The sequence below is a fragment of the Paraburkholderia sp. BR14312 genome, assembly GCF_040948675.1.
Lineage (GTDB): Bacteria > Pseudomonadota > Gammaproteobacteria > Burkholderiales > Burkholderiaceae > Paraburkholderia > Paraburkholderia nodosa_A.
The window spans coordinates 17,737-39,663 of record NZ_JBFPKI010000011.1 but is presented as its reverse complement, the minus strand read 5'-3'; the positions used below and the strand labels follow the sequence as shown (position 1 = coordinate 39,663).

The 21,927-nt window shown below is 62.3% G+C and carries 27 protein-coding genes; all 27 read right to left on the bottom strand.

Features of this window, described 5'->3' with window-relative positions:
- Positions 1 to 48 precede the first annotated feature (48 nt).
- The 27 genes from AB3X98_RS28225 to gpW all read right to left on the bottom strand — a co-directional run bounded on the left by AB3X98_RS28225 (position 49) and on the right by gpW (position 21,926).
- The gene (locus tag AB3X98_RS28225) at positions 49 to 528 is read right to left on the bottom strand and encodes a hypothetical protein (protein WP_368603320.1); all 480 of its coding nucleotides are present in this window, start codon (positions 526 to 528) and stop codon (positions 49 to 51) included.
- Positions 529 to 608: 80 nt separating this feature from the next.
- Positions 609 to 1,004 (bottom strand): hypothetical protein, encoded by a 396-nt coding sequence (locus AB3X98_RS28220; protein ID WP_368603319.1) that lies wholly within the window; start codon positions 1,002 to 1,004, stop codon positions 609 to 611.
- An 83-nt stretch (positions 1,005 to 1,087) separates the two neighbouring features.
- Entirely contained in the window at positions 1,088 to 1,543 is a 456-nt protein-coding gene (locus AB3X98_RS28215; RefSeq protein WP_368603318.1) for a glycoside hydrolase family 73 protein, read from the bottom strand.
- Positions 1,540 to 1,950: a hypothetical protein gene (locus AB3X98_RS28210; RefSeq protein ID WP_368603317.1), complete on the bottom strand. Its 411-nt coding sequence runs from the start codon at positions 1,948 to 1,950 to the stop codon at positions 1,540 to 1,542. The genes AB3X98_RS28215 and AB3X98_RS28210 overlap by 4 nt, the downstream gene beginning before the upstream one ends.
- Before the next feature lie 62 nt (positions 1,951 to 2,012).
- Entirely contained in the window at positions 2,013 to 3,269 is a 1,257-nt protein-coding gene (locus AB3X98_RS28205) for a hypothetical protein (RefSeq protein ID WP_368603316.1), read from the bottom strand.
- Between the two features lie 92 nt (positions 3,270 to 3,361).
- Positions 3,362 to 3,913: a DUF4376 domain-containing protein gene (locus AB3X98_RS28200; RefSeq protein ID WP_368603315.1), complete on the bottom strand. Its 552-nt coding sequence runs from the start codon at positions 3,911 to 3,913 to the stop codon at positions 3,362 to 3,364.
- Between the two features lie 2 nt (positions 3,914 to 3,915).
- Positions 3,916 to 5,265 (bottom strand): hypothetical protein, encoded by a 1,350-nt coding sequence (locus tag AB3X98_RS28195; protein WP_368603314.1) that lies wholly within the window; start codon positions 5,263 to 5,265, stop codon positions 3,916 to 3,918.
- Positions 5,266 to 5,273: 8 nt separating this feature from the next.
- Complete coding sequence (locus AB3X98_RS28190) at positions 5,274 to 5,942, bottom strand: YmfQ family protein (protein ID WP_368603313.1); 669 nt, start codon at positions 5,940 to 5,942, stop codon at positions 5,274 to 5,276.
- Positions 5,943 to 5,945: 3 nt separating this feature from the next.
- The gene (locus AB3X98_RS28185) at positions 5,946 to 7,112 is read right to left on the bottom strand and encodes a baseplate J/gp47 family protein (RefSeq protein WP_368603312.1); all 1,167 of its coding nucleotides are present in this window, start codon (positions 7,110 to 7,112) and stop codon (positions 5,946 to 5,948) included.
- Positions 7,112 to 7,567, bottom strand: coding sequence for a phage GP46 family protein (locus AB3X98_RS28180; RefSeq protein ID WP_368603311.1), 456 nt, complete (start codon positions 7,565 to 7,567; stop codon positions 7,112 to 7,114). The genes AB3X98_RS28185 and AB3X98_RS28180 overlap by 1 nt, the downstream gene beginning before the upstream one ends.
- Positions 7,564 to 8,145, bottom strand: a complete 582-nt coding sequence (locus AB3X98_RS28175) for a phage baseplate assembly protein V (RefSeq protein ID WP_368603310.1) — start codon at positions 8,143 to 8,145, stop codon at positions 7,564 to 7,566. The genes AB3X98_RS28180 and AB3X98_RS28175 overlap by 4 nt, the downstream gene beginning before the upstream one ends.
- A gap of 86 nt (positions 8,146 to 8,231) precedes the next feature.
- Positions 8,232 to 9,296, bottom strand: a complete 1,065-nt coding sequence (locus tag AB3X98_RS28170) for a phage baseplate assembly protein (RefSeq protein WP_368603309.1) — start codon at positions 9,294 to 9,296, stop codon at positions 8,232 to 8,234.
- An 8-nt stretch (positions 9,297 to 9,304) separates the two neighbouring features.
- The gene (locus AB3X98_RS28165) at positions 9,305 to 10,741 is read right to left on the bottom strand and encodes a DNA circularization protein (protein WP_368603308.1); all 1,437 of its coding nucleotides are present in this window, start codon (positions 10,739 to 10,741) and stop codon (positions 9,305 to 9,307) included.
- On the bottom strand, positions 10,738 to 12,729 hold the full coding sequence (locus tag AB3X98_RS28160) for a transglycosylase SLT domain-containing protein (protein WP_368603307.1): 1,992 nt from the start codon (positions 12,727 to 12,729) through the stop codon (positions 10,738 to 10,740). Before AB3X98_RS28160 ends, AB3X98_RS28165 begins: the two co-directional genes overlap by 4 nt.
- A gap of 58 nt (positions 12,730 to 12,787) precedes the next feature.
- Positions 12,788 to 13,135 carry a phage tail assembly protein gene (locus AB3X98_RS28155; RefSeq protein ID WP_368603306.1) on the bottom strand — a complete coding sequence of 116 codons (348 nt, stop codon included), beginning with the start codon at positions 13,133 to 13,135 and terminating at the stop codon, positions 12,788 to 12,790.
- A gap of 2 nt (positions 13,136 to 13,137) precedes the next feature.
- The gene (locus AB3X98_RS28150; protein ID WP_368603305.1) at positions 13,138 to 13,521 is read right to left on the bottom strand and encodes a phage tail tube protein; all 384 of its coding nucleotides are present in this window, start codon (positions 13,519 to 13,521) and stop codon (positions 13,138 to 13,140) included.
- A 62-nt stretch (positions 13,522 to 13,583) separates the two neighbouring features.
- Positions 13,584 to 15,095 carry a phage tail sheath subtilisin-like domain-containing protein gene (locus AB3X98_RS28145; protein ID WP_368603304.1) on the bottom strand — a complete coding sequence of 504 codons (1,512 nt, stop codon included), beginning with the start codon at positions 15,093 to 15,095 and terminating at the stop codon, positions 13,584 to 13,586.
- A gap of 80 nt (positions 15,096 to 15,175) precedes the next feature.
- A complete protein-coding gene (locus AB3X98_RS28140) occupies positions 15,176 to 15,421 on the bottom strand; it encodes a DUF2635 domain-containing protein (RefSeq protein ID WP_368603303.1) in 246 nt (81 codons plus the stop codon).
- Between the two features lie 9 nt (positions 15,422 to 15,430).
- Positions 15,431 to 16,000, bottom strand: a complete 570-nt coding sequence (locus AB3X98_RS28135; RefSeq protein WP_368603302.1) for a hypothetical protein — start codon at positions 15,998 to 16,000, stop codon at positions 15,431 to 15,433.
- A complete protein-coding gene (locus tag AB3X98_RS28130) occupies positions 15,997 to 16,332 on the bottom strand; it encodes a hypothetical protein (protein ID WP_368603301.1) in 336 nt (111 codons plus the stop codon). The genes AB3X98_RS28135 and AB3X98_RS28130 overlap by 4 nt, the downstream gene beginning before the upstream one ends.
- The gene (locus AB3X98_RS28125; RefSeq protein WP_368603300.1) at positions 16,332 to 16,595 is read right to left on the bottom strand and encodes a hypothetical protein; all 264 of its coding nucleotides are present in this window, start codon (positions 16,593 to 16,595) and stop codon (positions 16,332 to 16,334) included. Before AB3X98_RS28125 ends, AB3X98_RS28130 begins: the two co-directional genes overlap by 1 nt.
- On the bottom strand, positions 16,595 to 17,647 hold the full coding sequence (locus AB3X98_RS28120) for a major capsid protein (RefSeq protein WP_368603299.1): 1,053 nt from the start codon (positions 17,645 to 17,647) through the stop codon (positions 16,595 to 16,597). Before AB3X98_RS28120 ends, AB3X98_RS28125 begins: the two co-directional genes overlap by 1 nt.
- 85 nt (positions 17,648 to 17,732) lie before the next feature.
- Positions 17,733 to 18,413 (bottom strand): head decoration protein, encoded by a 681-nt coding sequence (locus AB3X98_RS28115; RefSeq protein WP_368603298.1) that lies wholly within the window; start codon positions 18,411 to 18,413, stop codon positions 17,733 to 17,735.
- A gap of 38 nt (positions 18,414 to 18,451) precedes the next feature.
- A complete protein-coding gene (locus tag AB3X98_RS28110) occupies positions 18,452 to 19,117 on the bottom strand; it encodes a hypothetical protein (RefSeq protein ID WP_368603297.1) in 666 nt (221 codons plus the stop codon).
- A 24-nt stretch (positions 19,118 to 19,141) separates the two neighbouring features.
- Complete coding sequence (locus AB3X98_RS28105; RefSeq protein ID WP_368603296.1) at positions 19,142 to 20,026, bottom strand: S49 family peptidase; 885 nt, start codon at positions 20,024 to 20,026, stop codon at positions 19,142 to 19,144.
- Positions 20,023 to 21,588, bottom strand: a complete 1,566-nt coding sequence (locus tag AB3X98_RS28100) for a phage portal protein (protein ID WP_368603295.1) — start codon at positions 21,586 to 21,588, stop codon at positions 20,023 to 20,025. Before AB3X98_RS28100 ends, AB3X98_RS28105 begins: the two co-directional genes overlap by 4 nt.
- A gap of 68 nt (positions 21,589 to 21,656) precedes the next feature.
- Complete coding sequence (gpW, locus tag AB3X98_RS28095) at positions 21,657 to 21,926, bottom strand: gpW family head-tail joining protein (RefSeq protein WP_368603294.1); 270 nt, start codon at positions 21,924 to 21,926, stop codon at positions 21,657 to 21,659.
- Position 21,927 lies beyond the last annotated feature (1 nt).

Here is a 21,927-nt window from a genome sequence, read left to right as displayed (position 1 = left end):
TTGGACCCGGCCCGGGGCTTTCTTCTTTCTGAAGGTGTCCTTGAAGCCTCAAAGACCGACTGCGCTGCCTTGCGGCGCGCTCGCCACCACCGCGGCCGATGCGGGCACAGGCGCGCTCAGCGGGATCACCGAGCCGACGATCTGCTTCAACAACGGCTGCGCGATCTGCAGCCCGAACAGGATGGCCTGCTGATTCGGAATTCCGGGAAGCCCCGACACAAGCGCGATCACAGCAGGGAAAACCGTCGCACTGAACGCCTGCAGGTCAGCAAGGTCGAGCTGCGCGCCAGCGGCGCAGACTGCCTCATTGCCCGGGATGATCTTCTTCGTCAGATTTGCCTGCTGATCAGCCGTAAGCAGCGGCGAGCCGTCGAGGGCCTTCAGACCCGCGTTGACGGCAGGACAAACATCGGTTGCCAGCTGTTGCGGCGTCGGGATCTGGATATGCACACCCGGCGACGCGCAACCAGCGAGAAAAGCGACGGACGCGACGAGGCCTGCCGCAAGCGGCATCACAAGACGTTTCATGGTGTTTTCCTGAAAGTGGAAAGAAGTGATACGGGTCACGCCAGGTCTCTGGCCGTGACATCAAGTCAGCACTGCGCGGACTACTGGATGGTCGGTGACACTACGGCGCCGGCGGCCGGTTGGGCTGCTGCGTTCGCAACTGCGACCTGGGGCGCCGGCTGCGCCGCTTGCGGCACTGCGACGCTCACCGCCATCTGGCCTGCAACCGGCGGCTGGTACGGCGCGGGATCTGCGTCCGGATCGATCAATGCCATGCCGGCGGACAGGCTGGCGAGATTCTGCCCACCCTGCGCCGAGTGGTAGCCACCGAGCGCCGCCAGCGATGCCGTGATGATGGTCACGAGCAAGCCCAGCTGCGAAATGAGCGGCTGGATTTCGGTCTTGCCGTTGAATGCGAAGAACGCCCACAACAGCAGGACGAAAATCAACAGCACGACCAGTCCGAAGTACAGCATGACTTTCTGTTTGATACTCATACGTCGCTCCTTCAAGGTGCGTTGGTACGCACCAACAAAAAAGGCCGCCCGAAGGCAGCCGTCTAAAAACGTTGAATGGAAATTCAGGTGCCGGCGCGATCCAGCGACTCCAGGTTGTGGGCGTTGATCACCGCGGCGATCTTTGCTGCGTACAGGGGGTCGGTCGCATAACCCGCGGCGGCCACCGCTGAGGCAAAACGCACGCCGCTCGCCGCGCCGAATGCCGGCCGGTATCGTGGGTTGTCCGTCAAGAACCGCGCGTGGTCGGCAATCGAGCCGAGCCACCCGCTATAGGCACGGAACTTCGCCTGGATCTCGATCGTTCGGCCGCTGACCACTTCATGCGTCGTCTGGATCGTCACCGGTCCATGCCAGGACGGATCGGCCTTGATGCCGAACAGATTGAAGCCGGGCGCGTGCGCGCCCCAGCACGACTCAAGCGCCGCCTGTGCAACCGTAAAGCTGGCCGGGATCTTCGTCGACGCCATCGACGTGCGTGCTGCGGCCGCAATGGCCGCGATGAACTGAGCAGGTGTCATTTGATCTCCGCCACGATTTTGAAAATGCCCTCGAGCCAGATCGGGAAGCGGTGGTAAGTCGCGTAGTACCACGTACCAAACACGCCGAGAACCGGCACAAGAATGGGAAAAAACACCTGCCGCATAAAGAACCGCCACAAGTCGGCCAGGCGGCAGAACAGTCGCACCGCGCGTACGCCGCCGCTCCACATCGTGACAATCGAATCGGTTCCGTCGACGACCTTGTCGATCTTCCGTGCCATCTCGGCCAACGCATCGTCCTGGCTATGCAGGTGCGTGCGGATCGCATCGTCGCGACGATACAACTGCGCCCGCATTGCCGAGAGATCGTCAGCAATCTTGACGAACCTCTCGTCTCCGTCCTTCAGGCGACCGTGAATCGCCCTGATCTCTTCGCTTTCGCTCATGCCCCTCCCAAAGAAAAAGGGGCGCCTTTGTGGCGCCCTGCATTCAATCTTTGCTACCAGTTTCAGCCGGCAAGCGGCATAAACGTCCACGACGGCGCAGCCGTATAGGCAAGCGTGACTGACGCCCGGGGATTGAGCACGAATCCAACGTTGGTCGTCTGCGCGACGGTCATGCCGCTGACGACAACGGCCGACACAGTCCCTCCCAGCAGATTCACGAACTGGGGTTGGCCGCTGTTGTTCGTGTAGGGCGTACCGCTTGCGGGAACCGCTGGCGTCGCGAGCAGCGCCATCCCTGGCATGTCGACGGTGACACCAACTGCCGATTCAACCAGGCTCGCGACCGCGATGCCGAGGTTCGGATTGGAGACGCGGTTGCAGCTACCCGCCGTGGCATTGATGCCCGACGTCACGTTGGCGATCGTTCCGCCCTCGAACGAGTTGTGCACGGCAGTCGCTGAATCGATCGTGATCGCGCATGTCGCCATCTCCAGGTCCAGCGCATCGAACTTGTTGCCAAGCGTGTATGAGCCAGTCAGGCGCACACAGTTAGCCGCGTTGCCATAGCTACCCCTGAAGAAACCAAATTGCGTCCGGCATAGCCGGAGCGCGTCGCCCGTTCCCACTCCCCCACAATTGGCTACCAGACGCGCGTCCGGGTTGTACACGCCGTTCATTTCCACGGCACATGCAGTGGGGTCAGTGCTGCCGTTGTTCACCACAAGATCCAGCGTCAACTCGTTGATCAGGTCGGAGAAGTCCTCCTTGCCGACCTGGAGCACGACGCCCGCCACGTTGCCCTTCACACCCCACCCCATCAGGTCGGGATAAAAGGCGTCCGCCACTGTCGAGCTCGTGACCAGCAGATTTGGAGAAGCGACGTTGGTGTCGAACTGCAAACCGGAAGTCTGTCGGCCGCTGCCCGTGACCTTCGTCCCCGTGACGGCCACGGTTGCGAGATCGAACACAACCGGAGCGGAACAGCGATACCAGCGCGGGAATTTCATCTCCACGCCCAGCGCAAGCGCCGCCTTGAAGCAAAGCAAAACCGCTGCACTTTCGTCAGCCGTCACGCCCGGCGCGCCGAAATCGTCCGGCGTGACCGGCATCTCCTTCAGTTTGGCGAGAAGCGTGCGTGCGACGGCACCGACGCCGGCCGACATGGTGAAGCTGAACACCCCCGCGACATACGTTGCGATCTGTTTTGGCGTAAGCGCCACTTCACCGCTGCCCTGATCGGCATAGAGCACATCTGTGTCGCTGACCGTGGTGCCGCGCGTGAAGTTGATCAGGCGCTTGACGATGCTGGTTACACCCATTGAACGAACCCGATGTCATGAAAGCACGCGAACAGCGCGCCAGAAACAGGAAGGCCGCCTCACGGCGGCCAGCGAACGCAGGCCAGATACGTTCAGGACCACACAATGGCCTGCACCGCGGCGACGGTCGCCGCTGCACCAACTTGAACTTTGCACGTCTGAAACTTCTGGAAGGCTGCTGCGCCCTGCGCGCCCATTGCCTGCGCCAGACCCTGCAGATCAGCATACGTAAATGGCACCTGAGTGTTGTCAGCCGCCACCCAGTAGAAGCCGTCCGGCACTGCACCTGTCGCCTGAAAGGCAAGGATCATCTGCGCGAGATTGGCCACGCTAACCGAGTCCGTCTGATAGCCCTTCGTGGCGCCTGACTTGCTCGTGTAGCTGACCGGCTGCTGGATAGCGGTGTTGTACGCCGCGCGTAATACCGCTGTCTGCTGCATGCGTGCCTGCTCGAGGAGCACGTCTGCGGTCGGCGGGGTGAACACGCCGTTCACGATCGCGTAGCCCTGAGTGGCCTTCGCCGCCTCCCACTCCTCGTCGGTGATCGCGACCGCGTCCGTTGCCTCTTCCGGCAACGGACTGTCGACGCTGTCGTAGAACCCAAGATTGCCTTGCGCGTCCTTCGCTGCGAATTTTTGTCCCATGATCAACATCCAATCGCGATATAGCTGTAGGTGGTTGCAGAGTTGGTGTTCGTACCGGCCGCTTTTCCATATCCGAGAAAGGTGGAGAGTGACGAGCCGTTGCGTGCCCAGCTCGTGGAATTGCAACCACCTCCCTGATCCGAGCCGACAACTCCGAAAAGCTGGTTCGGGAATGCAAGCGGCAACGTCACGACGTCTCCGTTTCCGGTCGTGAGGCCTGCGACCCCCTTCTGGATGATCCAGCCACTGGGCAGCTTCTGATAGCTGTTGGCGGCCAGCGTCGCGCCGAACGCAGCGAGACTCGCCTCCATCGAATAGAGCGACTGCTGTGACGCGCCCTCAACCTTGATGCGCCGGAACCCGACACCGGCCGCGGAGACCGCAGGTGTGCTGTCAACCACCCGGTGGACGACGCAGTAGGACGTGTTAGCGGGCGTGGTGCCCGTGGCCGCGTATCGCTTCCAGCCCGCTCCGATCGTCGCGTAGGCGGCACACACCGCGCCGAGTGAGACACCCGCCGAAGTGAATGCTTCGACGTACGCGTAGGCGCGCCCGGCCGTGACACCTGAGGCATAGACGTCCAGTGAGATCGTGAGTGGCACAGCGGCGCTCACCGCAAACTGGCTGGACGTATCCTGGGCCGTCGCGGCAAGCGCCGATGTATTGCTCCAGTAAGTACCCTCGCCCGCCGCCCCTGTCACTGCACTGAAGTTGCCCGGAGTCCAGCCGGCATTGCCGAACTCTGCCGAGCAATTGAAAAGCATGTTCGGCAGATTAACGCCGCACAGGATCCCTGAGGCGTACAACCCGGCGACCTGCATGATGCCGCCCGTGCAGTGCCGCAGCACGTAGGAGCCGTTTGTGCCGACAGACGAATCGAATTCGATCAGGGCCCAACCGTTCTTCGCCATCTCATTGCCCTGCAGTGCGGCGTGGCCTGCGCCCACGAGCGGATACACGGCCCCCGTTGCGTTGAGCGTCGATGGGCCCGTGTTCACGTTGGACACCTTCATCCAGAAGGGCGCGCCATCGGTCGGCGCGGTGAGCGCCGGCGACATCGTGGTGGCATAGGCGTTTGCCGCGCCGGTGTCGGTGCAAAGCTGCGAGACTCCAGACTGCACAATCGTCTTGATCGCCGTGAGCAGCTGGTTGTACGTGGTCTTGCTCGGAGTCAGGCCGCCTGCCTCCACCACGTTGATCAACTCCATCATGATCATGTTCATGAAGTCGTTGTCGAGCACGGTGGCGGGCACGCCCTCCGCCGGATTACCCGCCGTGAAGAACCCCGGCGTGCCAGGGTTCGACGGTGCTGGCAGCGAGCTCGCCGCGGTTGATACATCAGTCTGGAACATTCGATTCCCTATCGAGCGTAGATGTAATTGCCATCCTCATCCACGACCAGCGTTCCGTCCGACATCGCGACGCGAACGGGAAGATCGTAGGTAAAGTTCAGGATCGTCTGGGCTGGCTTCAGCTCCTCCATTTCGCATTCGAGGACCGCGTTTCCCCATGCGGCCAGCGGCTGACCGACATACGACTGCGAGACGCAGAAATACGAAATCGTCTGCGCCGGCGCACGTAGCTGCCAGGTATGGGCCCAGTCGTCGCTGCCGAGCGAACAGCCCATGTGCTGCTGACCCACGCGAAACGGAGTGAACTGGCGGACCTTCGCCTCATAGCCCAGCGCGTTCGCGTGAGCGATGAAAAACGGAATCGATTGGCCACCGCTGTTCGTGAGTCGCGCGACGACCTGAAACTGACGCTGCTCGAGGCTCGGCGTATCGCCTGCGCATGGGTCGGGAAGCCCCAGCGTGCTCTCCCACCCTGCGAGCAGCTCGTAGGTCGTCGCCGGGAATGCATCGACCAGAAGGTTGCTCGCACGCGCGGTGAGCCGCTCGAAGACCGGCGTGAAGCCGGACAGGACCTTCGTCTGAACAGAATCCGGATTGCGGTTCCATACGCGACCGCGGGGCAGATGAGCCCACAGCACGCGCAGATAGTCCGCAGCACTATAGTTCGGTGCGCGCATTCGTCACACCCAGTCGATGGTGCCGAGCGTCGGCAACTGGCCCGTGCCGCTCGTGATATCCGAATCGACCGGGTAAGTCGTCGTGACGCCACCGACTGTGCTTGTCACGGCCTTGATCAGGAATCCCCGCGACTTCGGAACCGCCCCGATCGCGCCCTCGATGTCCGACAGATCGATGGTCCCCTCCGGTTCGCCGAGCCGGTAGAAGACATCCGAAATCGCCGCCCCGATCGCGCTTTGTGTCGCGCTGCTCGCCGTGCTCAGGCCGCCGATCGTGAACCCAACAACGTTCTTGATAGGTGAGCACGCGTAGACCAGTGCGGTAACGGGTTGCTCCGTGATGAGCGCATCGGCCACTGTCAGCTGATCGCCAGTGGCCACCACTCCGCGCGGGGTGTCATCCTGCCCTGGGTCATACTGGGATACACCGTCGGCACCCTGCGGAAAGCCGCCGTTTGAGGCCCGAACCTCGTCGCACATGATGTAGACGACCACGGTGCCCACGCCGAACCGGTTCGGCCTGCACCACGCCCGCGTCACGATCGACACGTCTTCGGCCCATTTGACGTAGTCGGACTTCGCGCCGCCTTGGGGTGGTTCCTGATACGCCTGCATGACACGACTGCGATACGTTTCCTGCTTCTCGACATCCGTGCCCGCCGTCACCGTCGAGGTGACGGTACCCGTCGACTGGATGCCCGCTAAAGCCGACGTGAGCGAGACTTCAGTGCCATCGTCACAGTTGCCCGCCGTGCCCGTGGTTACGGCCTGAATCTGCACCGTGACCGTGTTGCTGTCGTCTACGGTTGCGTCGGCAACGACGGTATAGACGAACTGGTCGGCACGCGTCACGCTGGTTCCCGCCGCCAGGGTCCTGCCTGCTGAACCGGTGAACTGCGCCGTTAGCACCGCAGAGGTCGCTGCCTTCAGATAGGTGCTTTTCAGCGCACCCCACCCGGCCAGATATTCATCCTCTGCCGTAAACGGCACCGCCTGCTTCGCGATCCAGTCGAGATACCCGTAGAGACCGAACACGAGCGCAGCGAGCGCTGCGCCCACGATCTTGAGGACTGCTTTCTGGAGTAGGGATACCACCAGACCCAGCGCCGATGTGATGTCGGTCCAGATCTGGTTGCGCAGTTGAGTGAGAGTTGGTCGTGAATATGGCATCAGCTACCCCGGCTCCACGCCCAGTTATAGGTTTGCGGCGCGCCGCCACCCGGCGGGTAGGCGGTAATGGAAATGCCCAGCATGTCGGATCTGACCCACTGGACCGCTACAGAAAACCCGGCCACGGCTCCCGTGTCGACGAGCCACTGGATGGCTTCGGTCACGTAGTCGTACGCGTCGCGCAGGGTTTCATCGGTCGGTGAGGTTCTACGCGAGAGCAACCAGAGACGCGACCCGGTTGGCCCGGTGCCGTCGTCGTTTCCGTCGTCCCCCCACCATCCGCGCCGGTCGTCGGAGCCGTCGGGGATGATGTCGTCGTCGGCCGCCTCGCGGTCAGTAAAAATGCTGAACAGCAGCGCCGTCTCGAGGTCGTCACCCGTCGCAATGTCACCCGCGATCAGCGCCCAGTCGCCGCACGCGTTCTGTGCATCCCAGACAATCTTGAAGTCGCTCATTCCTGCTGATTCGGCGTTTGCGTGGTGAGTGTCGAGCCGCCGCTCTGGACATCATTGATGTCATGGTCGTGACCATCGAAAGTAGTGCGCATGCTCTTCATGGACTCTTCGTTGCCACTGCCCGTGTTGTCTGTGATGTCGCCCGTCGACGAGAGATTGGGCGTGTCGAATTCCACGCCGCCCGGCGCGATGACCTTGAACTTGCCCGTGCACGTCCACGTCACGTCGGACGCGTTGTTGATGACGACGGGTTGCCCCTTCGCGTCGATCTCGATTCCCCCCGAAGCGGTCATGTAGACCCGTTTGCCATCGAGACTGAAGAGCATCGACTCACCGGCTTTGAGTCCCGTCGGACGCGACTGCTGGTGGTTGGAACCAACGATCACGCCATTGCTGCGGTCTCCACCGATGAACGCCATCACGACGTCGGTACCATCGGGCAGCATGGAAGTGAAGCCGAACTCGGCAAGCCGTCGGACGTTGTCGATCGTTTCCAGGTCGTTGACCTGAACCTGAACGAGCTGGACAGGTCCGCTGTCGCTGGCTGTCGACACGCGCCCGCGCCCGATAACGAGCATGAGCCGCCGCGCGATCCTGTTTGATATCGCCGACGCCCTCTCGAGCGCGCCGGATAAATGGGTGAACGCTGCACGTACCTGTTCCATCACTGCCCCTGAAGCACGCTGCCGTCCACAAACATCGGCTGCAATGCGAGGGGCTCTGGCCGGTACGCGTCGGGCCGCATGATCGTGAGCGCCGCCCTCGTCCCATCGCCGTCCCGCATGTACGTCACGTCACCGATCAGCCAGACCTCGTCCTGCAGCTTCAGGCGCGGCAGATCGATAGGCACCAGTGTGTTCGGCGTCCACAGCACACCATCTGCATCGCGCCAGCTGTCTGTCACCACCGTCACAGCAGCGGCGCGCCCTATGCGACGATTCATCTCCCAGATGGCCCGCCGCCTTGCCAGATCCTGGAACCCCTGGACCGCCTCCGCGACGATGTAGCGCTCGCGCGGCCGCTTCACGCCCTCGTCGATTGCCGTCGCGAGCACTCCCGGGCCCACCCCGAGATCGCCAAACGTCGCAACCGACTGTGCATACGCCGTGTATTTCGAGAACCGCTCCTCGGCGGAGTACACAATGGATGCCGACTGAACATTGACGCCCTGCGCCAGGCCGCCGGCAGCCCTCACCGTACCCGACTGCGAAAGCCTCAGGTTACCGTCCGGCTGGTCGTAGACCAGCAGCGAGCTGTAACGGCTGATACGTTCGATGATCTCGAACGGCGTCTCGCCAATGAAGATGTTGAATTGCGGAATCGCGACGAGTCCACTCACGTCGCAACTGACGTCGATTCCGTAGTAGGCGGCCAGCTTGCTGGCGACGTCGAGGGCCGAGGTCCCGCTGATCTGTCCGTTTGGCCATACGGCTGAACAGTCGACGAGGTCCTGGCATTTGCCGCGCCCGGTAACCTTTATCTGATGTTGCTGCGAATCGAACGACGGAACGTACCGGTCAACATACCCGGTAATGACCAGATCGTCGCCGAGCTGAACCTGACATGCATCGCCGGGCTGCACGACTACCTCGTCAACTTCGCCCGGATACGTTTCTGTCAGACCGATCTCGAAATCGGACGGGCAACGCTCGACACCGCGCGTCACCCGGATATCGGTCCATCCCGATGCGATCTGACCGTTCAGGGTCAGGTAAAGATCATCATTCATGCCCGCCCTCACTTCGCCAGCGACTGGAAGGTGGTAGGCATAAAGAGCGGATGCACAGGCTGCACCTGCTTCACGAGCTGATCGGCACGGCTCGCGTCGTCATAGATCCGGTGCGCGAGCACGACAGCGGGAAGCGTGTCGCCGAACGTACGCGTTACGAGCGCAGGCAAGCCACCGCCACGAGACTGCAGATCCTGCACAACAGCCTTGCGCAGTGCCCGCAGGGCGGCGTAGCTGGCATCGTCGCCGTTGTCCGCCGCCGTAACACTTTCTGCATCCAGCAGGTCTGCGACTGTCGTCATCATCGACTGCGCCTCGTCGAACGATGACGGTTGCCACACCGCGACGGCACTTCCCAATGCCGCAAACGCAGTGCGCCGCACAAGCGCGCCCGTCGCTTCCTGCGCCGTCGACATGGCACTGCCAATCGCGGATGTCGTAAAGACGCCATCCGGTGAGTACGTCGCGATGTCGGAGAGCAGACGCACCCTGTCCGCGGGATCGGTCGCGCATGCGGAAAATGCCGCTACCAGGCTTTGCGCGGCCGTCGCGAGAGCAGACGATTCGGAAGGTGTTGCCGCGGCATCAATCAGGGCCGCGCCTGCGGTTTCCACCGTCTGCACGTTCACGGTATCGGCCTCGAGCAGCTGCTGCGCAGTCGTCCCGATGGCGGCCGTCTGGTTCGTGGCTGTGTAACCCGAATTGCCGCCCCCAAAGAAGCGTCCGAAGTCACCGGCGAGCGAAGACACCGCGTTGAAAAAACGCCCCACGTCCTGCACGTCACCGAGCGCGACGTCGTACCACGATGTCGCCGTATTCACCACAGTCTGGACCACCGTCGCACCTTCATCCAGTGCCGAAGTCACGGTGTTCACAAAATCCGCCAGCGCGCCCGTGTTCAGCGCGTCACCGAGCGTCAATGCCAGCGAAGCGAACGAGACGGAAGCACTGGGATAGATCCGCGCACCGCCCTGAATGAACTGGAAGCGGATCATGATCACCCGGCCATGATCGATGCTCTCTGTGGCTTCAGCACTCAGGCAACTGACATTCGCAATCGTGCCAAGCGTCGGGTGTACGAGCGTCTTCGGTTTCCCGTCTTCGCATACCGCGACCATGCGATCGCGCTGCGCGATGACGGAGCCGCCGCCGTAGACTACGCTCCTCTCGATCAGGAACCCCTGGATCTCGAATTGACGCGGCAGTTTGCCAAGCGGCTCGACCCAGACATCGTCGCGAAACGGGTAGCGGTGAACGACGTTGTTCTGACCAAACACCAGCCGGTTATCGAGCCACGCAAACGGCACGCCGCCATACGAGGCCTGCCGCAGCGAACTCCACCATGAGGCTGCAGCGCTACCGTTGAGAATCGAGTCGAGCTCGCGTGCTGCCGACGTCACCTGCCCGATGCTGCCGGCAAAAGAAAGCAACGAAGAAACGCTCATACAGCGGCTTCCATCAATGCGGAATGTCCAATACGAGCAGATGCCGTGACATTGCCCGAGGTCCTGACCGAGGCCTTCGAGCCTCTCGGCGCGTTCTGCATATCGATCTGTACGTGAACGGTGCCCATTTGTCCTTCGACGCCTGCATCTGGAGCGGCTGCGGCCGGCGTTGCTGCAAAGAGCGGTGCCTGCACCGGCTCAGGTGAGTCCGTTGGCCTGAGTGCCCGGGCGTCCTTCGCGGACGGTTGCTGCGCGTTGGCAACGGCCTGGACCGACTGTCCGGTTGCGACTGCAGGCGGTGTGGCTGCCGGTGCAGCGGGTGCGAATGCAGAGGCGCCCATACCCCCTAGCACCTTCGCCACGTAGTCCCGGGTCTCGGCGGGTGCGTTAGCGACACCCTTGCGGTTCAGGTTGCCCTGCCCCCAGTTGTACGCCGCGACCGCACGGGAAACGTCACCGCCATTCGCCTTCAGCAGGTCCGCATACATGCGCGCAGCACCGCGCGCGGACTGCTGCAGATCCATCGGATCTGCCACGCCATACTGCCTCGCGGTATCGGGCATGAACTGAAAGTGTCCAAGCGCCCCCTTCGGCGATCGCATGTTGGCACCGCGCCCCGACTCGGTGGCCCACACGCTGTCGAGCAGACCAGCAGGCAGCCGGTACTGCTGTTCAAGCTGTGCGAAAAGGGCTTTGGACGCGGCAGTCGACGCATTTCCCGCCCTCGTGGAAAAGCGCGGCACGAAGTGGCCCTGCCCGGTCGAGAAGAAGCTCGCGGCACCACTTTTAAAGCGATCCCACAACAGACCATTCGAATCGCTCGCCGACAACGGATTGGCGATCGGCGCAGCGGCGTTGCGACCGACGAAATGTCCACCCTCCGTCGAATCCTTGATCTTGCCGATCGCGTAGGCGCCACCTGCAGCGAGTGCCGCCAGCGGGGCCAATGCGGGCACCAGCGGCAGCAGCAGCGCCGATAACCGGGCGATACCTGAAATGGGACCAGCAAACGTGACTGCGGCAAGGCCAGCCGCGATCGCGGTCAGTCCACCGAGACTGCCCGTCACATCTGCGATCGACTTCGCCGTCTTGTTCCAGTCGATCGAATCGATCCAGTGCGCGATCTTCGGGCCGTACTCGTTGGCGATCGGGATGAGCGCATCGGCGACGCGCGTGAGCGCCGGAGCGAGCGATGCGCCGACAGAATTCGTCAGCTTGTCGAATGTCGCATCGAGCGCGACCATCGCTTCGTTGTAGCGCTCACCCTGCGCAATCTGCGCTGGTGACATGGTCGCGTTGAGCTTGTCGTACTGCGCGACGCGTGCGTCAAGCGCCGCAGTACCCTTACCCAGCAAAGGGGTGAGATTGCCCATGCCGAACAGCGACAGGAACTTCTCACGCGCCTGCGCATTCCCATACTTCGACGCTGCATTCGAGATGTCGCGCATCGCCCGCACGACGTCGATCGATCCGTCCTTAAGGCGGTGAATGCCGATGTCCTTCTGTTTCAGCACGCCAGCCAGGAACGTATCGCGGCCCGCGGACGCGTCCTCGAAAGCTGAACCCACCGCCTTGAGGCCATTCGTCATGTCGGCGTCGCCCAGCCCCGCGAGCCGCGCCGCCCCGCGATACTTCTGAAGCTGCTCGGTCGACATACCGATCACATATGCCGTATTCGAGATCTCCGTGGCGGCCTTGCCCCATCCGTGCGCCATTTCGACAATGCCGGCAACCGTGCCGAGCCCGGCAATCGCCGCGAGCGGTGGGGCAATCGAGCCAACACGGCGCGCCGTTTCGGTGGCAATACCACCAACCTTCTCGATCCGGCGGCCGATTTGGTCGAGGCCTGTCTCCTTCGAAAACGCGGCGACCGACGACCTGACGTCGGCGATCGGCCTCGTGATCTTCGCGATCGAGGTATTAACCTTCTGGGCGACCGCGGTCGCGCGGTCGACCGCGCTGATCGTGATCTGAAATACGTTTGCCATCAGGTTGATCCCTTGAGTCGGATCGCGTTATCGAACCAGTACTGGAATCGGCCCAGCTTCAGGCGGCTGGCGTCGTCGGGTCCCCAGTGGTAGAAGAAGGTGAGGTCGGCGATTCGCTCCCCGAGGTCTCGCTGGACTGCGGGGGCGTCCACGTAAAACCCGACAGGTATGACGTCGCCTCCTCGTAATCGGTCTTTGTCATCTTGCGTGCTACTGCCGTCGGGATGGAGGCCACAAAGGCAATCAGCGCTGCATTGCTGGCGTAGGACGATCCCTCCACTTGCGCGCTGCGGTCGAGTTCGTCGACAGTGGGTTCGCGCAGGGTGATCGTGTCGTAGGTCACCGAGTCGCCCTTGAGCGTGATCGGCTTGCGCAGGCGGAGAATTTTTTCGTCAGGTTGGGGCATGGTCAGCTCGCCAGGGTTTCAGTTACACAATCGTCCGGACCTTCAAAGCGCACGTCGAACTTCGCATCCTCCGTGTCGACCTCCTGCTCTTCGACGGTCCACATTCCACGGCCGATGATCGTCTTGCCATTGGCAAGCCTGCCCACGACCGTCACGTCTGTCATGCCGTTGATGTCCTTCACCGTCATACCGCCCCAGTCGCGAAGATTCATCGCAATGAACGGCGCCGACGGCTTTTCCTTGTAGCCGTGCACCCTGTCCGCGCCAGTGAGCGTTTCGCGCTTTCTGCTCGCGGACTTGTACTTGAAGTCGCCGGTCACCATGTATGTCGTGCCATCCACCGACACGTCCGCGGTGCCGGCGAGAAGACCAGTTGGGGCAGCCATTGCAGGCCCTCCAGATAAAGAGAAAGCCGCTTCTCAGCGGCCTGGATTGGGAATGACGAGGGTTAGCTGGCGTTTGCCGGCACGATGTTGGAGAACTGCATCAGCAGCGCGAGAACACGCAGCTGGTCGATCAGGATCGCCGGGTACAGCACGTCGACGCGGTTCGGGTTCTGCGAGTTCTGCTGAACGACGAGCCCCTTCGCGAACACTGCACTGCCCTGCACGTAGCCGTCCTCTTCCATCTTCTGGTACTCGGCCACGAGCTCCGCCCGGATCATGCTGGGCGTGACGACGTTCGTACCTGGCACCACACGCGTCCCGTCGGCCGCGAGCTTCTTGCGTGCGTACTTCGTCGTCACCACCGACTTGAGCCGGCGCAGCACGTACGTCAGCGTATTCAGCGTCTCAACTTCCAGATAACTGTCATCGGCCGCGCCGAAACTGTTCTTCTGGTAGGTCGTGATCAGGTTCTCGATCGAAACCGTGCCGTCGTCGGCCACCGCGAATGTCGAGATACCGTCGTAGAGCAGCGTATTGCGATCGGTCAGCGGAAAGCGCGACGTGCGCGGCGGCGGAGCCACGGTGCCCAGCGTCACCGTCTGCAGCGGTTGCGCCGGATCGGCCCGAGCCGAAACGGCGACGGCAGCGGTCAGATCTGCCGCCCATATCCATGCAGGAGACGGCGAATCGTTGAAGCCCATGATCGACATGTGCTCGTCGTTTCGTGTGACGCCAAACGTGGTCAGCGTGCCGAGCGTTCCGCGGTAGGCTGCATACGCACCGCCATACAACTGCTCAAGCCAGCTCCAGCGCCCCGTCTGAGTGCTGAGGAACGACTTCATCGCATCGAGCGACGTCGCATCGGTGTACGGCATGGCAACGAAGTCGAACTCCTGGTCGCCCAGGTTTGCCAGCGCCTCCGGCAAGGAGGGATTCACGAGGCCCCCGCTCATCGCCGTGATCGTGACACTCAGGCCAGCCGGTGTTTCCTCGCCGTTCGCAGTGCCGCGATAATTCAGACGCAGGTCGATTTCGTTGCCGGCAAGGCCCTTGTTTTTCGCGGTCAGGTCGACCTTGCCGACAGTCGCTGCGTCAACAGACGCCGTCACAGGAAGATCGGCCAACGCACCGATCTGCGCGCAGAGCGCGGTTGCGATCTGGCTGGGCGTCATGGTCGAGGTAACGACAAGTGAAACGAGCTGCTGCGCGATGTACAGTGAAAGCACCCCCGTCGCTGTCGCCTGATCCGCGAACGCGATCGAGCCGGATGCCGCGACCGCCTGTGCATCATCCGACAGAGGCAGATACCAGACCTCGCCGTACGGGTCACGCGTGCGATAGGTCGCCGTCATGAGCGCGAGCATCGAGCCCTGACCACCGACCTTCTTCGCGTCGGCAACGCCCTGGCTGATCTGCGGAACATTGGCGGTCCCGGTGCCCGTCGCAAGCATCTGGCCGATGATCAGCGCACGCTGCGTCTGCTGCCCGATATTCGCGTTGCTCGGGTCAATATCCGCGTAGAACAACGGCACGCGCAGGTTCTGCGGAATGTTTGGAAAGGAGATATCACCCATTTACTGTGCTCCGGTGTGAATCCGTCGTCCCCAAAGAAAAGCCCCGCTTCCGCGGGGCTCCGCTGGAAACGCTGTCGGGTTCAGCTCTGGTCGGTGGAGGAATCCTGTTTGACTACGGCCGTCGTGGAGACAGATTTCGCATCTGCACGAACCGCATCGCCATCGCGCAGACGTCGGACCCAGTAGAGGTCATGCACGTGAACCTGCATACCCTCGTCCGGTACGACCGTCGTTTTGACGCCATCGACTGGCGCCGCCGACAAGAGCTGTTTGGTCACCGGGTCGCGCAGCAGCTTTCCCGGTGCCGGCTTGACGTTGACATACATATGCCACTCCTATTGGGGCAAATTAATGGTGAGACCCGGTTGCGTGGTGCCGTCGGGTTGCCGCACGGTGACGTCAATGCCCTCGAGCGGCACAGTGACCGGTTGATAGAAGTCGTCGGGCCCCTGCACCGTCTCCATGTCGATTTCGATCGCCATCTGTGCGAGCGGCTCCTCGCCCTCAGCAATCTGCGTGGTGTGGCAACGAAACGCGCTGAACTGCTGGATCGGCCCCGCGAACCCCATCAGTGCCGGGTTGTTGATGATCGCCGCCTTGACCTGATCGCGAAGCCGCTCGAGCGCAATCGCAGCGGCCGCGGATCCAGCGTCGGGCGTCGAACCAGGTTCGCTTCCGTTCTCCTGGAACCGGGCAAACACGCGAAGCGTGACCGTCACGTTAAACGCGGGTGCACCACTGTTGCCCCACGACTGACCCGTTTCATCGAGCGGCGGCACGAGCAGCACGGGATACGAACCGGGCTGCGTCGGCCACGTGCGCGCGAAAAATACGTTATTGCCAGCGTCAGTCGTGCCGGTGAGTGCCGCAACCACGGCCTGACGGATAATGGATGTGGTGCTCATGGTGAGCTAACCTTATGAAGTTCGAGGCGCAATTCGCCGAGTCCGTCGGGCTGGACGTCCCGAATCACGTATGACACGTTCACGCTTGCAACCGAGAGTCCATCGTTTTGCTTCGGCAAACGCTTACCGAACTGTGCCGACCGGACGACGAAGACAGGCTTGACTGTTGTGAGGCCAGTTCCGTCGCCCAGATCGACGTTGCGGTTGTAGCCATCGAAGAAAATGCCCGTGATCCCGATCGGCGACGCCCCGACGGGTCGAAACGTGGCGGGTTCGCCGAACGCGTTGTCGTGACAGGGCGAGAGCACCACCGCATCCCAGTCGATCGCCATTACGCGAGTTTCGTGCCGGGCTTGCGACCGCCCTGAATGCGCAGACCACCTACGCTGACGCCTGCGCCGCCCTTCGATTCGGTCCCTGCCCGCACGACAAACCCGCCGGCGCGCAGCCTCTCGCCCTCGGCACGGTCAAGATTAACGGGCGTACCCGGTCCGCAGGATTTCCCGTCCACGCGCACGCTGCGACCCGGCGCAACGACGTATTTCACTTCAACGGGCGCTGGCGTGCGGGTGCCCGTCGGCTCATTGGCAGCCATCAGTCGTACACCGGATCGCAGACGGACGCCGACAGCGACGCGTTCACGCGACTCGGAATAACGACGGGTGCCGACTGCATCATGATGTAGCGCTGTGCCGGGTCCTCGTTAAGCCAGGTCTTCGGCGCATAGGGCATCGCCTTGTAGTTGAACGCCGGATCCTTGATCATGCCGAACGCGCGCGTGCCCATCAGGTTCGGGCCCGACATGATAACCATGCCGTCCGTGAGCATCGGCAGTTCCTTGTTGTTATCGTCGACGTACCAGTCGTTGTAGACCCAGAGGTCATACTGCCCCCACTTGCCCATCCAGACGGCGCCCTGCTCGATCTTCGCGCCCGGGTTCACGACGTTGCCGTTCGGGTTCCAGACGGGATAGATGATTGCACCTTCGAGTTTCGGGTCGAGCTTAAAGCCCTCCCACGAACTGGTCGTGAAGACGATGTCCGAACACTTCGCACCCGACGATTTGAGCACCGCGCGCTGCCATGCCTCGACGTCGGATGTCGGCGATGCCGTCCCGGCATCAATGTTTGCCTTCGTCCACTTCCTGTTACCGGCAAGCGCAATCGTGAGATTCGGATCGCGGCCGAAGTCAATCACCACTCTTTCGTAGCCGTCGCCTTCAACGGTGAGCGTAGCTGTCTGGAGCACCTGTGCGGCCATCCACTCGAGCGTACGATTGAGCACATCCACCTGATCAGCCATTTCAGCGTACAGGTTCGCCATTTCGCGTTCCTCGCCGGTCAACTCGCCGCCGATCTGTTCGCCGATCATCCGGCGAACAGGTTTCAGCAGGTCCGGCGCGCGCTTGTCCTTGATGTACGCTGGCGTGAATTCATTCGTCTGGTAACGACGTTGCTCGACGAGCCTGCCCTGGACCAGTGGCGAGACGAATGGCGCTTTCCGGCGCTTGCCGATGTCGATATCGATGGAGACCTTCTCGGTATCCGACGTGATGAGGTTGGGAAAGAAGCGGTCGATCAGGAATTGCTGAGCCACCTTCAGGTTCGGAACAACCTGAACCAGTACATTCGTGTCATAGATGAGCACGGTTTCAATCTCCGATGGTTAGATCCGGAGCCCGGAAAACAAAAACCCCGCCGAAGCGGGGTCTCCTGTAACGGGGCTGGACGGGTTAGCTCGGATCCGCAGCGGAGACCGAGGACTTGAGAAAGATGCCGAACTGACGCAACGCAGACCGGAGCGCCGACACCTTCCAGGACGGATCGAACGTGATCGCGTTCTCGTTGAATTCGCCGAGCACATATGCGCCAGCAGTCTTCGGTCCGGACGTTGCGTCCGTGCCCGTGACCAGAATGGCCTTCGGCGTCTGGCTGCCGTCCGTTGCGGTTTTCACCGACAGGACGTAGTTGCCCGTCGCTTCGATCACGTTCAGCGTGAACGTGTCCCCCGCCTGGAACGGCGTAGCGCCCGCATTGATTTCGAATCCGATCTCGGCCTGCGCGTATGCGGTGCCGACGGTTGCATCGGGCAGCGCATTACCCTCCGGATCGACTACGCTGAAATCGGCCGCCGTTTTCGCCGTCAGCAAAAACGCGCCGTACACCGCGGGCACACCAACGACGACCGAACCGACGGCACCGTTGCCGACGTTCGCGCTGCCAGCGGTGACGTCGATACTGTCATCGGTCTGCTGCCCGAGCACGGCACCCCGCGCGAGGCTGCCCGACATCAACTGGATCTGCTCGGTAACGAGTTGCAGATTGCCGGCGATGAGCTGGTCGGGGATGAAAGTTTCGGCGATGACACCCGGCTGCTGCGGGTTCTCGCCGATCGCATTGACGATCAGGGACATGTCAGATCTCCACTATTGACGAAACAGGAAGCGCAGCGTTATCGGGCGACACGCTGGCCAGCGGCAACGATCCTGTCAGCCAGGCTCTTCGCAGGACTGGCCGCTGCCGACTCGCCGCCGCTCGCGCCGGGATTCGGCTGGGACTGCCTTGCCATCCGGTCGTACAGGTCCGCACGGTTGGAGCGCGGAGTGGGAGTCGGAGCAGGCGCACTGCTGCGCGCATCGTCGCTTGCGGCATTCAGCGCGGCTACCGCGGCACCCGCGCTCAGGTTCGTGTCAAAGGCAAACACGCCTGCCTGTTTCACACAGCCGAGCCGGATCCCTTCAGCAACGATGCGCGCACAACGAATTCGCTCACGCTGCCGGGCCCCTTTTGCGCGCCCTGAACGCTTGCCCTGCTCACTGTCATCCTTGCGGTCTTCCTCTTCCGCTTGCTCGTCGTCATCCTCTTCTTCGGCGCGACGAGCACGTTCGCGCTCCTCTTCCTCGGCACGGCGCGACCGCTCGCGCTCTTCCTCTTCAGCCTTGCGCGCCGCCTCCTCTTCCTCGTCGAGCTTTTCCATGCGTTTGGCGTAGTCATCATCGGATTCGCCATCGCGTTGTTTGCGCTCATCATTCTGTTCTTCAGCATGAGTGGCACTCGCAGCACCAAGGCCGAGATAACTGGCGAACGGCATTGCACTCGCGATTTTCGAGAGCTTCATATCAAATTCCTTCCAGGGGGTTGTTTAAGCGCCGATCTGCCTGATCAGTGCCCGAAACGCGGCGTCAGGAGCCGCCACTTCATCCGCGAGGCCCAAAGCGGCGCCCTTCGCGCCCATGAACGTCGCGGCTTGCGTATCCCGAACCGTGGCGGCCGAGATCTTCCGGTTGCGGGCGACCGTATCGACGAACAGCTCGCCCATCGTCGTGATGTCCGCCTTGAAACGTTCGTGGGCCTCATCAGACAGCGGAATCTCCGCGTGACCGTCGGCCTTGTAGTCGCCGTACTGGATGAACGTCACCTTGATGCCGGCCGCGGTCAGCGCCTGCGAAAAGTCGACGTGGGCAGCAATCACGCCAATGCTGCCCACGCCGCCCGTGCGGGGCACGTAAATCCTGTCCGCTGCACTCGCGATCGCATACGCTGCTGAGTAGGCGGACTCATCCAGGACCGCCCAGATGGGCTTCTGCCCGCGGGCTGCATAGATCGAATCGACAAGATCGAAACAGCCGGCGACCTCACCACCAGGCGAATCGATGTCAAGGATGACAGCTTCGACCTTGGGGTCGCTGAGCGCGGTGCACAGGTTCTGGCGGATTCCGTCATACCCTGTCATGCCCGACCACGGTCTGAGCGTCCCAAGCTTCTGCACAAGCGTTCCGTGAACATGGATCACGGCAACGGGCCCGACCATGTCGTACCCTGTACGCGGGTTGCCCCCTGGCTCAGCAAAACCGTATTCGTCGTCTTCCATCATCTCCGGCGTGACGACGGACCCGTTCGCGCGCACCAGCTGCGTAATACCCAGCCGGTCGGAGAGCGCTGCGAGAACGATTTCCGCCTTGCGGGGATGGATGGCAAGCGGCGTATTGAAGATCTTCTGCGCAAGGCGCGGAAGTACCTGATTCATTCGGCCTCCGGAGATTTTTCAGCCTGCTGGGCGTTGCCACCCTGAAGCGCCTCAGGCACTGGCATGTTCAATTCCTTGAAGTAGGCGCGCTCCACCGCGCGCTGCCCCACCTTTTCGCGCCAGTCGGCACCCGCGAGGTCTGCACATTCGTCCTCGAGCGTGGAGAGACCCGCGTCCATGCCAAGGATCGCGCCCTTGCGTTCCTTCTCTGGATCGACATAGCCACGCCCGGGTCCCATCCAGCGGGCACGTCCGTACGCCGCGCGGTACTCGATGAATGGCGGAGCACCCGCCGGCAACGGGAGATCGTCGATCTCCATCGACTCCTCAAGCCATGCACAGAAAACTGGCTGTCCAAAGCCGTGTGCAAAATTGAAGCGGCGCCGATAGAACGTCTTCCACACCTCGAGCATCGCAGCGCGATACGAGCTGTAGTTCACGTCAGCCCAGTTCTGGCTGATCATCTGCGCCGACGTGCCGGTGCCGGCCGCGACGTTGCGCAGCACGGCGTTTTCGAAATCCGCGAAGTTGCTCGTGGGACGGGCAGCATTGGCAAAGCCCATCTTCTCGCCGGGGAACAGGTGTGAAACCCTGGCATTGCCGACAACAATGTTCCGGTCGTCGTGGTACTCGCGACGGTAGTCGTTGTAGGTCCTCAGCTTTTCGCCGTCGTCGAACGCTTCCTGCGTGAACTCATCATCGAACGGACTTTCGATGTAGGCGGCAAAGATCGCATTGATAATCGCCGCGTCCAGCTCCGCGCTGTCGTACTTGACGAGCATCTTCAGGCGGTGCAGCACGGGCGTGAGAATGCCCGCGCCGCCGCGATGCTGGGCGGCTCTGTCGTGATCAAAATCGTGAACGATGATCGGCCGCCCCCACGTCGTCTCGCGCTCGATGCGATCCCAGTGAAGGCTCTTGCTGGCGCTAAACCAGTCTCCCTGATGTGCACGCCGGATCCAGTACCCAACAGCTGCGCCGTCTTCGTCGACCTCCACGCCGCCTCGCATCGTGTCCTGGTCGAATTTTTGCTGCGGATTGGACAGCCGGTCCGGGTCGATCAGCTGCAGGGCCGTTGCGTACGACGCGCGACCGGGCCCCATTCTCTGCGGTCTCCAGTGCAGCATCCCTAACGCATCGCCGTCGACGCACTTGTGGCGAAACGCCAGAGCCATCGCCTGCGGGATCATGAGACAGCGCTGGGTGTCGCAATACCGGCCCGGGTCATAGGCCCACACGCGGTAATGCGCCTCGACCGCCTGTCCGAATTCGTCCGCCCACACGTGATCGAAAGCCTTCATGCCGGTCATCGCGCGAAGCGCCATCCAGTCAGGTTTCGAGATTGGCCGGAAATCCGCTCCGATTACGTTGTCGAGCGTGCGCGTGACGGCAGCGGACGCCCACCCATCGTTGCGGACCACGTCGCGAATGCGCGCGACGATCCGGTCGCGGTACATGTTGAGCTCGCCATCCGGCGACGACAACGCAGGCTGCCAGGCGGCCATGTGGTCGCTGCGGACGTCGGCGGCGTCGTACGGCGTACGGCCGCCGCCGACGAGCATCTGCGCACGCGAACGTCTGCGCTCGAACGGCTTGCCCGTCGCGTCGAGAATCTGAGCGGAGCGCGCCATCAGCGATAGATGAACCGGATCGGGCGACGCGCTCGCGAGCGCATGCCCAGTGCGGCCTGAAGCTCTGCAATCAACGCGGTGAGCTGGGGCAGATTGGCGCGCGTATAGGTAACGGCGCGCGCGCCTTCACCCTGGGAATAGGAATACGACTCTCCCTTGGCACCCGTCGACAGGTCGATGTACGCCTGTTGTGCCTGCGCGAGCGCAGTCTGCAGCGCTTGCCTGGACATGCCGGCAAAGACGCTGCGGTTGACATCAAAACGGGACACG

Coding starts and splice junctions, on each gene's coding strand:
- AB3X98_RS28225 (WP_368603320.1), bottom strand. CDS start 528: ATGAAACGTCTTGTGATGCCGCTTGCGGCAGGCCTCGTCGCGTCCGTC.
- AB3X98_RS28220 (WP_368603319.1), bottom strand. CDS start 1,004: ATGAGTATCAAACAGAAAGTCATGCTGTACTTCGGACTGGTCGTGCTG.
- AB3X98_RS28215 (WP_368603318.1), bottom strand. CDS start 1,543: ATGACACCTGCTCAGTTCATCGCGGCCATTGCGGCCGCAGCACGCACG.
- AB3X98_RS28210 (WP_368603317.1), bottom strand. CDS start 1,950: ATGAGCGAAAGCGAAGAGATCAGGGCGATTCACGGTCGCCTGAAGGAC.
- AB3X98_RS28205 (WP_368603316.1), bottom strand. CDS start 3,269: ATGGGTGTAACCAGCATCGTCAAGCGCCTGATCAACTTCACGCGCGGC.
- AB3X98_RS28200 (WP_368603315.1), bottom strand. CDS start 3,913: ATGGGACAAAAATTCGCAGCGAAGGACGCGCAAGGCAATCTTGGGTTC.
- AB3X98_RS28195 (WP_368603314.1), bottom strand. CDS start 5,265: ATGTTCCAGACTGATGTATCAACCGCGGCGAGCTCGCTGCCAGCACCG.
- AB3X98_RS28190 (WP_368603313.1), bottom strand. CDS start 5,942: ATGCGCGCACCGAACTATAGTGCTGCGGACTATCTGCGCGTGCTGTGG.
- AB3X98_RS28185 (WP_368603312.1), bottom strand. CDS start 7,112: ATGCCATATTCACGACCAACTCTCACTCAACTGCGCAACCAGATCTGG.
- AB3X98_RS28180 (WP_368603311.1), bottom strand. CDS start 7,567: ATGAGCGACTTCAAGATTGTCTGGGATGCACAGAACGCGTGCGGCGAC.
- AB3X98_RS28175 (WP_368603310.1), bottom strand. CDS start 8,145: ATGCTCGTTATCGGGCGCGGGCGCGTGTCGACAGCCAGCGACAGCGGA.
- AB3X98_RS28170 (WP_368603309.1), bottom strand. CDS start 9,296: ATGAATGATGATCTTTACCTGACCCTGAACGGTCAGATCGCATCGGGA.
- AB3X98_RS28165 (WP_368603308.1), bottom strand. CDS start 10,741: ATGAGCGTTTCTTCGTTGCTTTCTTTTGCCGGCAGCATCGGGCAGGTG.
- AB3X98_RS28160 (WP_368603307.1), bottom strand. CDS start 12,729: ATGGCAAACGTATTTCAGATCACGATCAGCGCGGTCGACCGCGCGACC.
- AB3X98_RS28155 (WP_368603306.1), bottom strand. CDS start 13,135: ATGCCCCAACCTGACGAAAAAATTCTCCGCCTGCGCAAGCCGATCACG.
- AB3X98_RS28150 (WP_368603305.1), bottom strand. CDS start 13,521: ATGGCTGCCCCAACTGGTCTTCTCGCCGGCACCGCGGACGTGTCGGTG.
- AB3X98_RS28145 (WP_368603304.1), bottom strand. CDS start 15,095: ATGGGTGATATCTCCTTTCCAAACATTCCGCAGAACCTGCGCGTGCCG.
- AB3X98_RS28140 (WP_368603303.1), bottom strand. CDS start 15,421: ATGTATGTCAACGTCAAGCCGGCACCGGGAAAGCTGCTGCGCGACCCG.
- AB3X98_RS28135 (WP_368603302.1), bottom strand. CDS start 16,000: ATGAGCACCACATCCATTATCCGTCAGGCCGTGGTTGCGGCACTCACC.
- AB3X98_RS28130 (WP_368603301.1), bottom strand. CDS start 16,332: ATGGCGATCGACTGGGATGCGGTGGTGCTCTCGCCCTGTCACGACAAC.
- AB3X98_RS28125 (WP_368603300.1), bottom strand. CDS start 16,595: ATGGCTGCCAATGAGCCGACGGGCACCCGCACGCCAGCGCCCGTTGAA.
- AB3X98_RS28115 (WP_368603298.1), bottom strand. CDS start 18,413: ATGTCCCTGATCGTCAATGCGATCGGCGAGAACCCGCAGCAGCCGGGT.
- AB3X98_RS28110 (WP_368603297.1), bottom strand. CDS start 19,117: ATGAAGCTCTCGAAAATCGCGAGTGCAATGCCGTTCGCCAGTTATCTC.
- AB3X98_RS28105 (WP_368603296.1), bottom strand. CDS start 20,026: ATGAATCAGGTACTTCCGCGCCTTGCGCAGAAGATCTTCAATACGCCG.
- AB3X98_RS28100 (WP_368603295.1), bottom strand. CDS start 21,588: ATGCTCGTCGGCGGCGGCCGTACGCCGTACGACGCCGCCGACGTCCGC.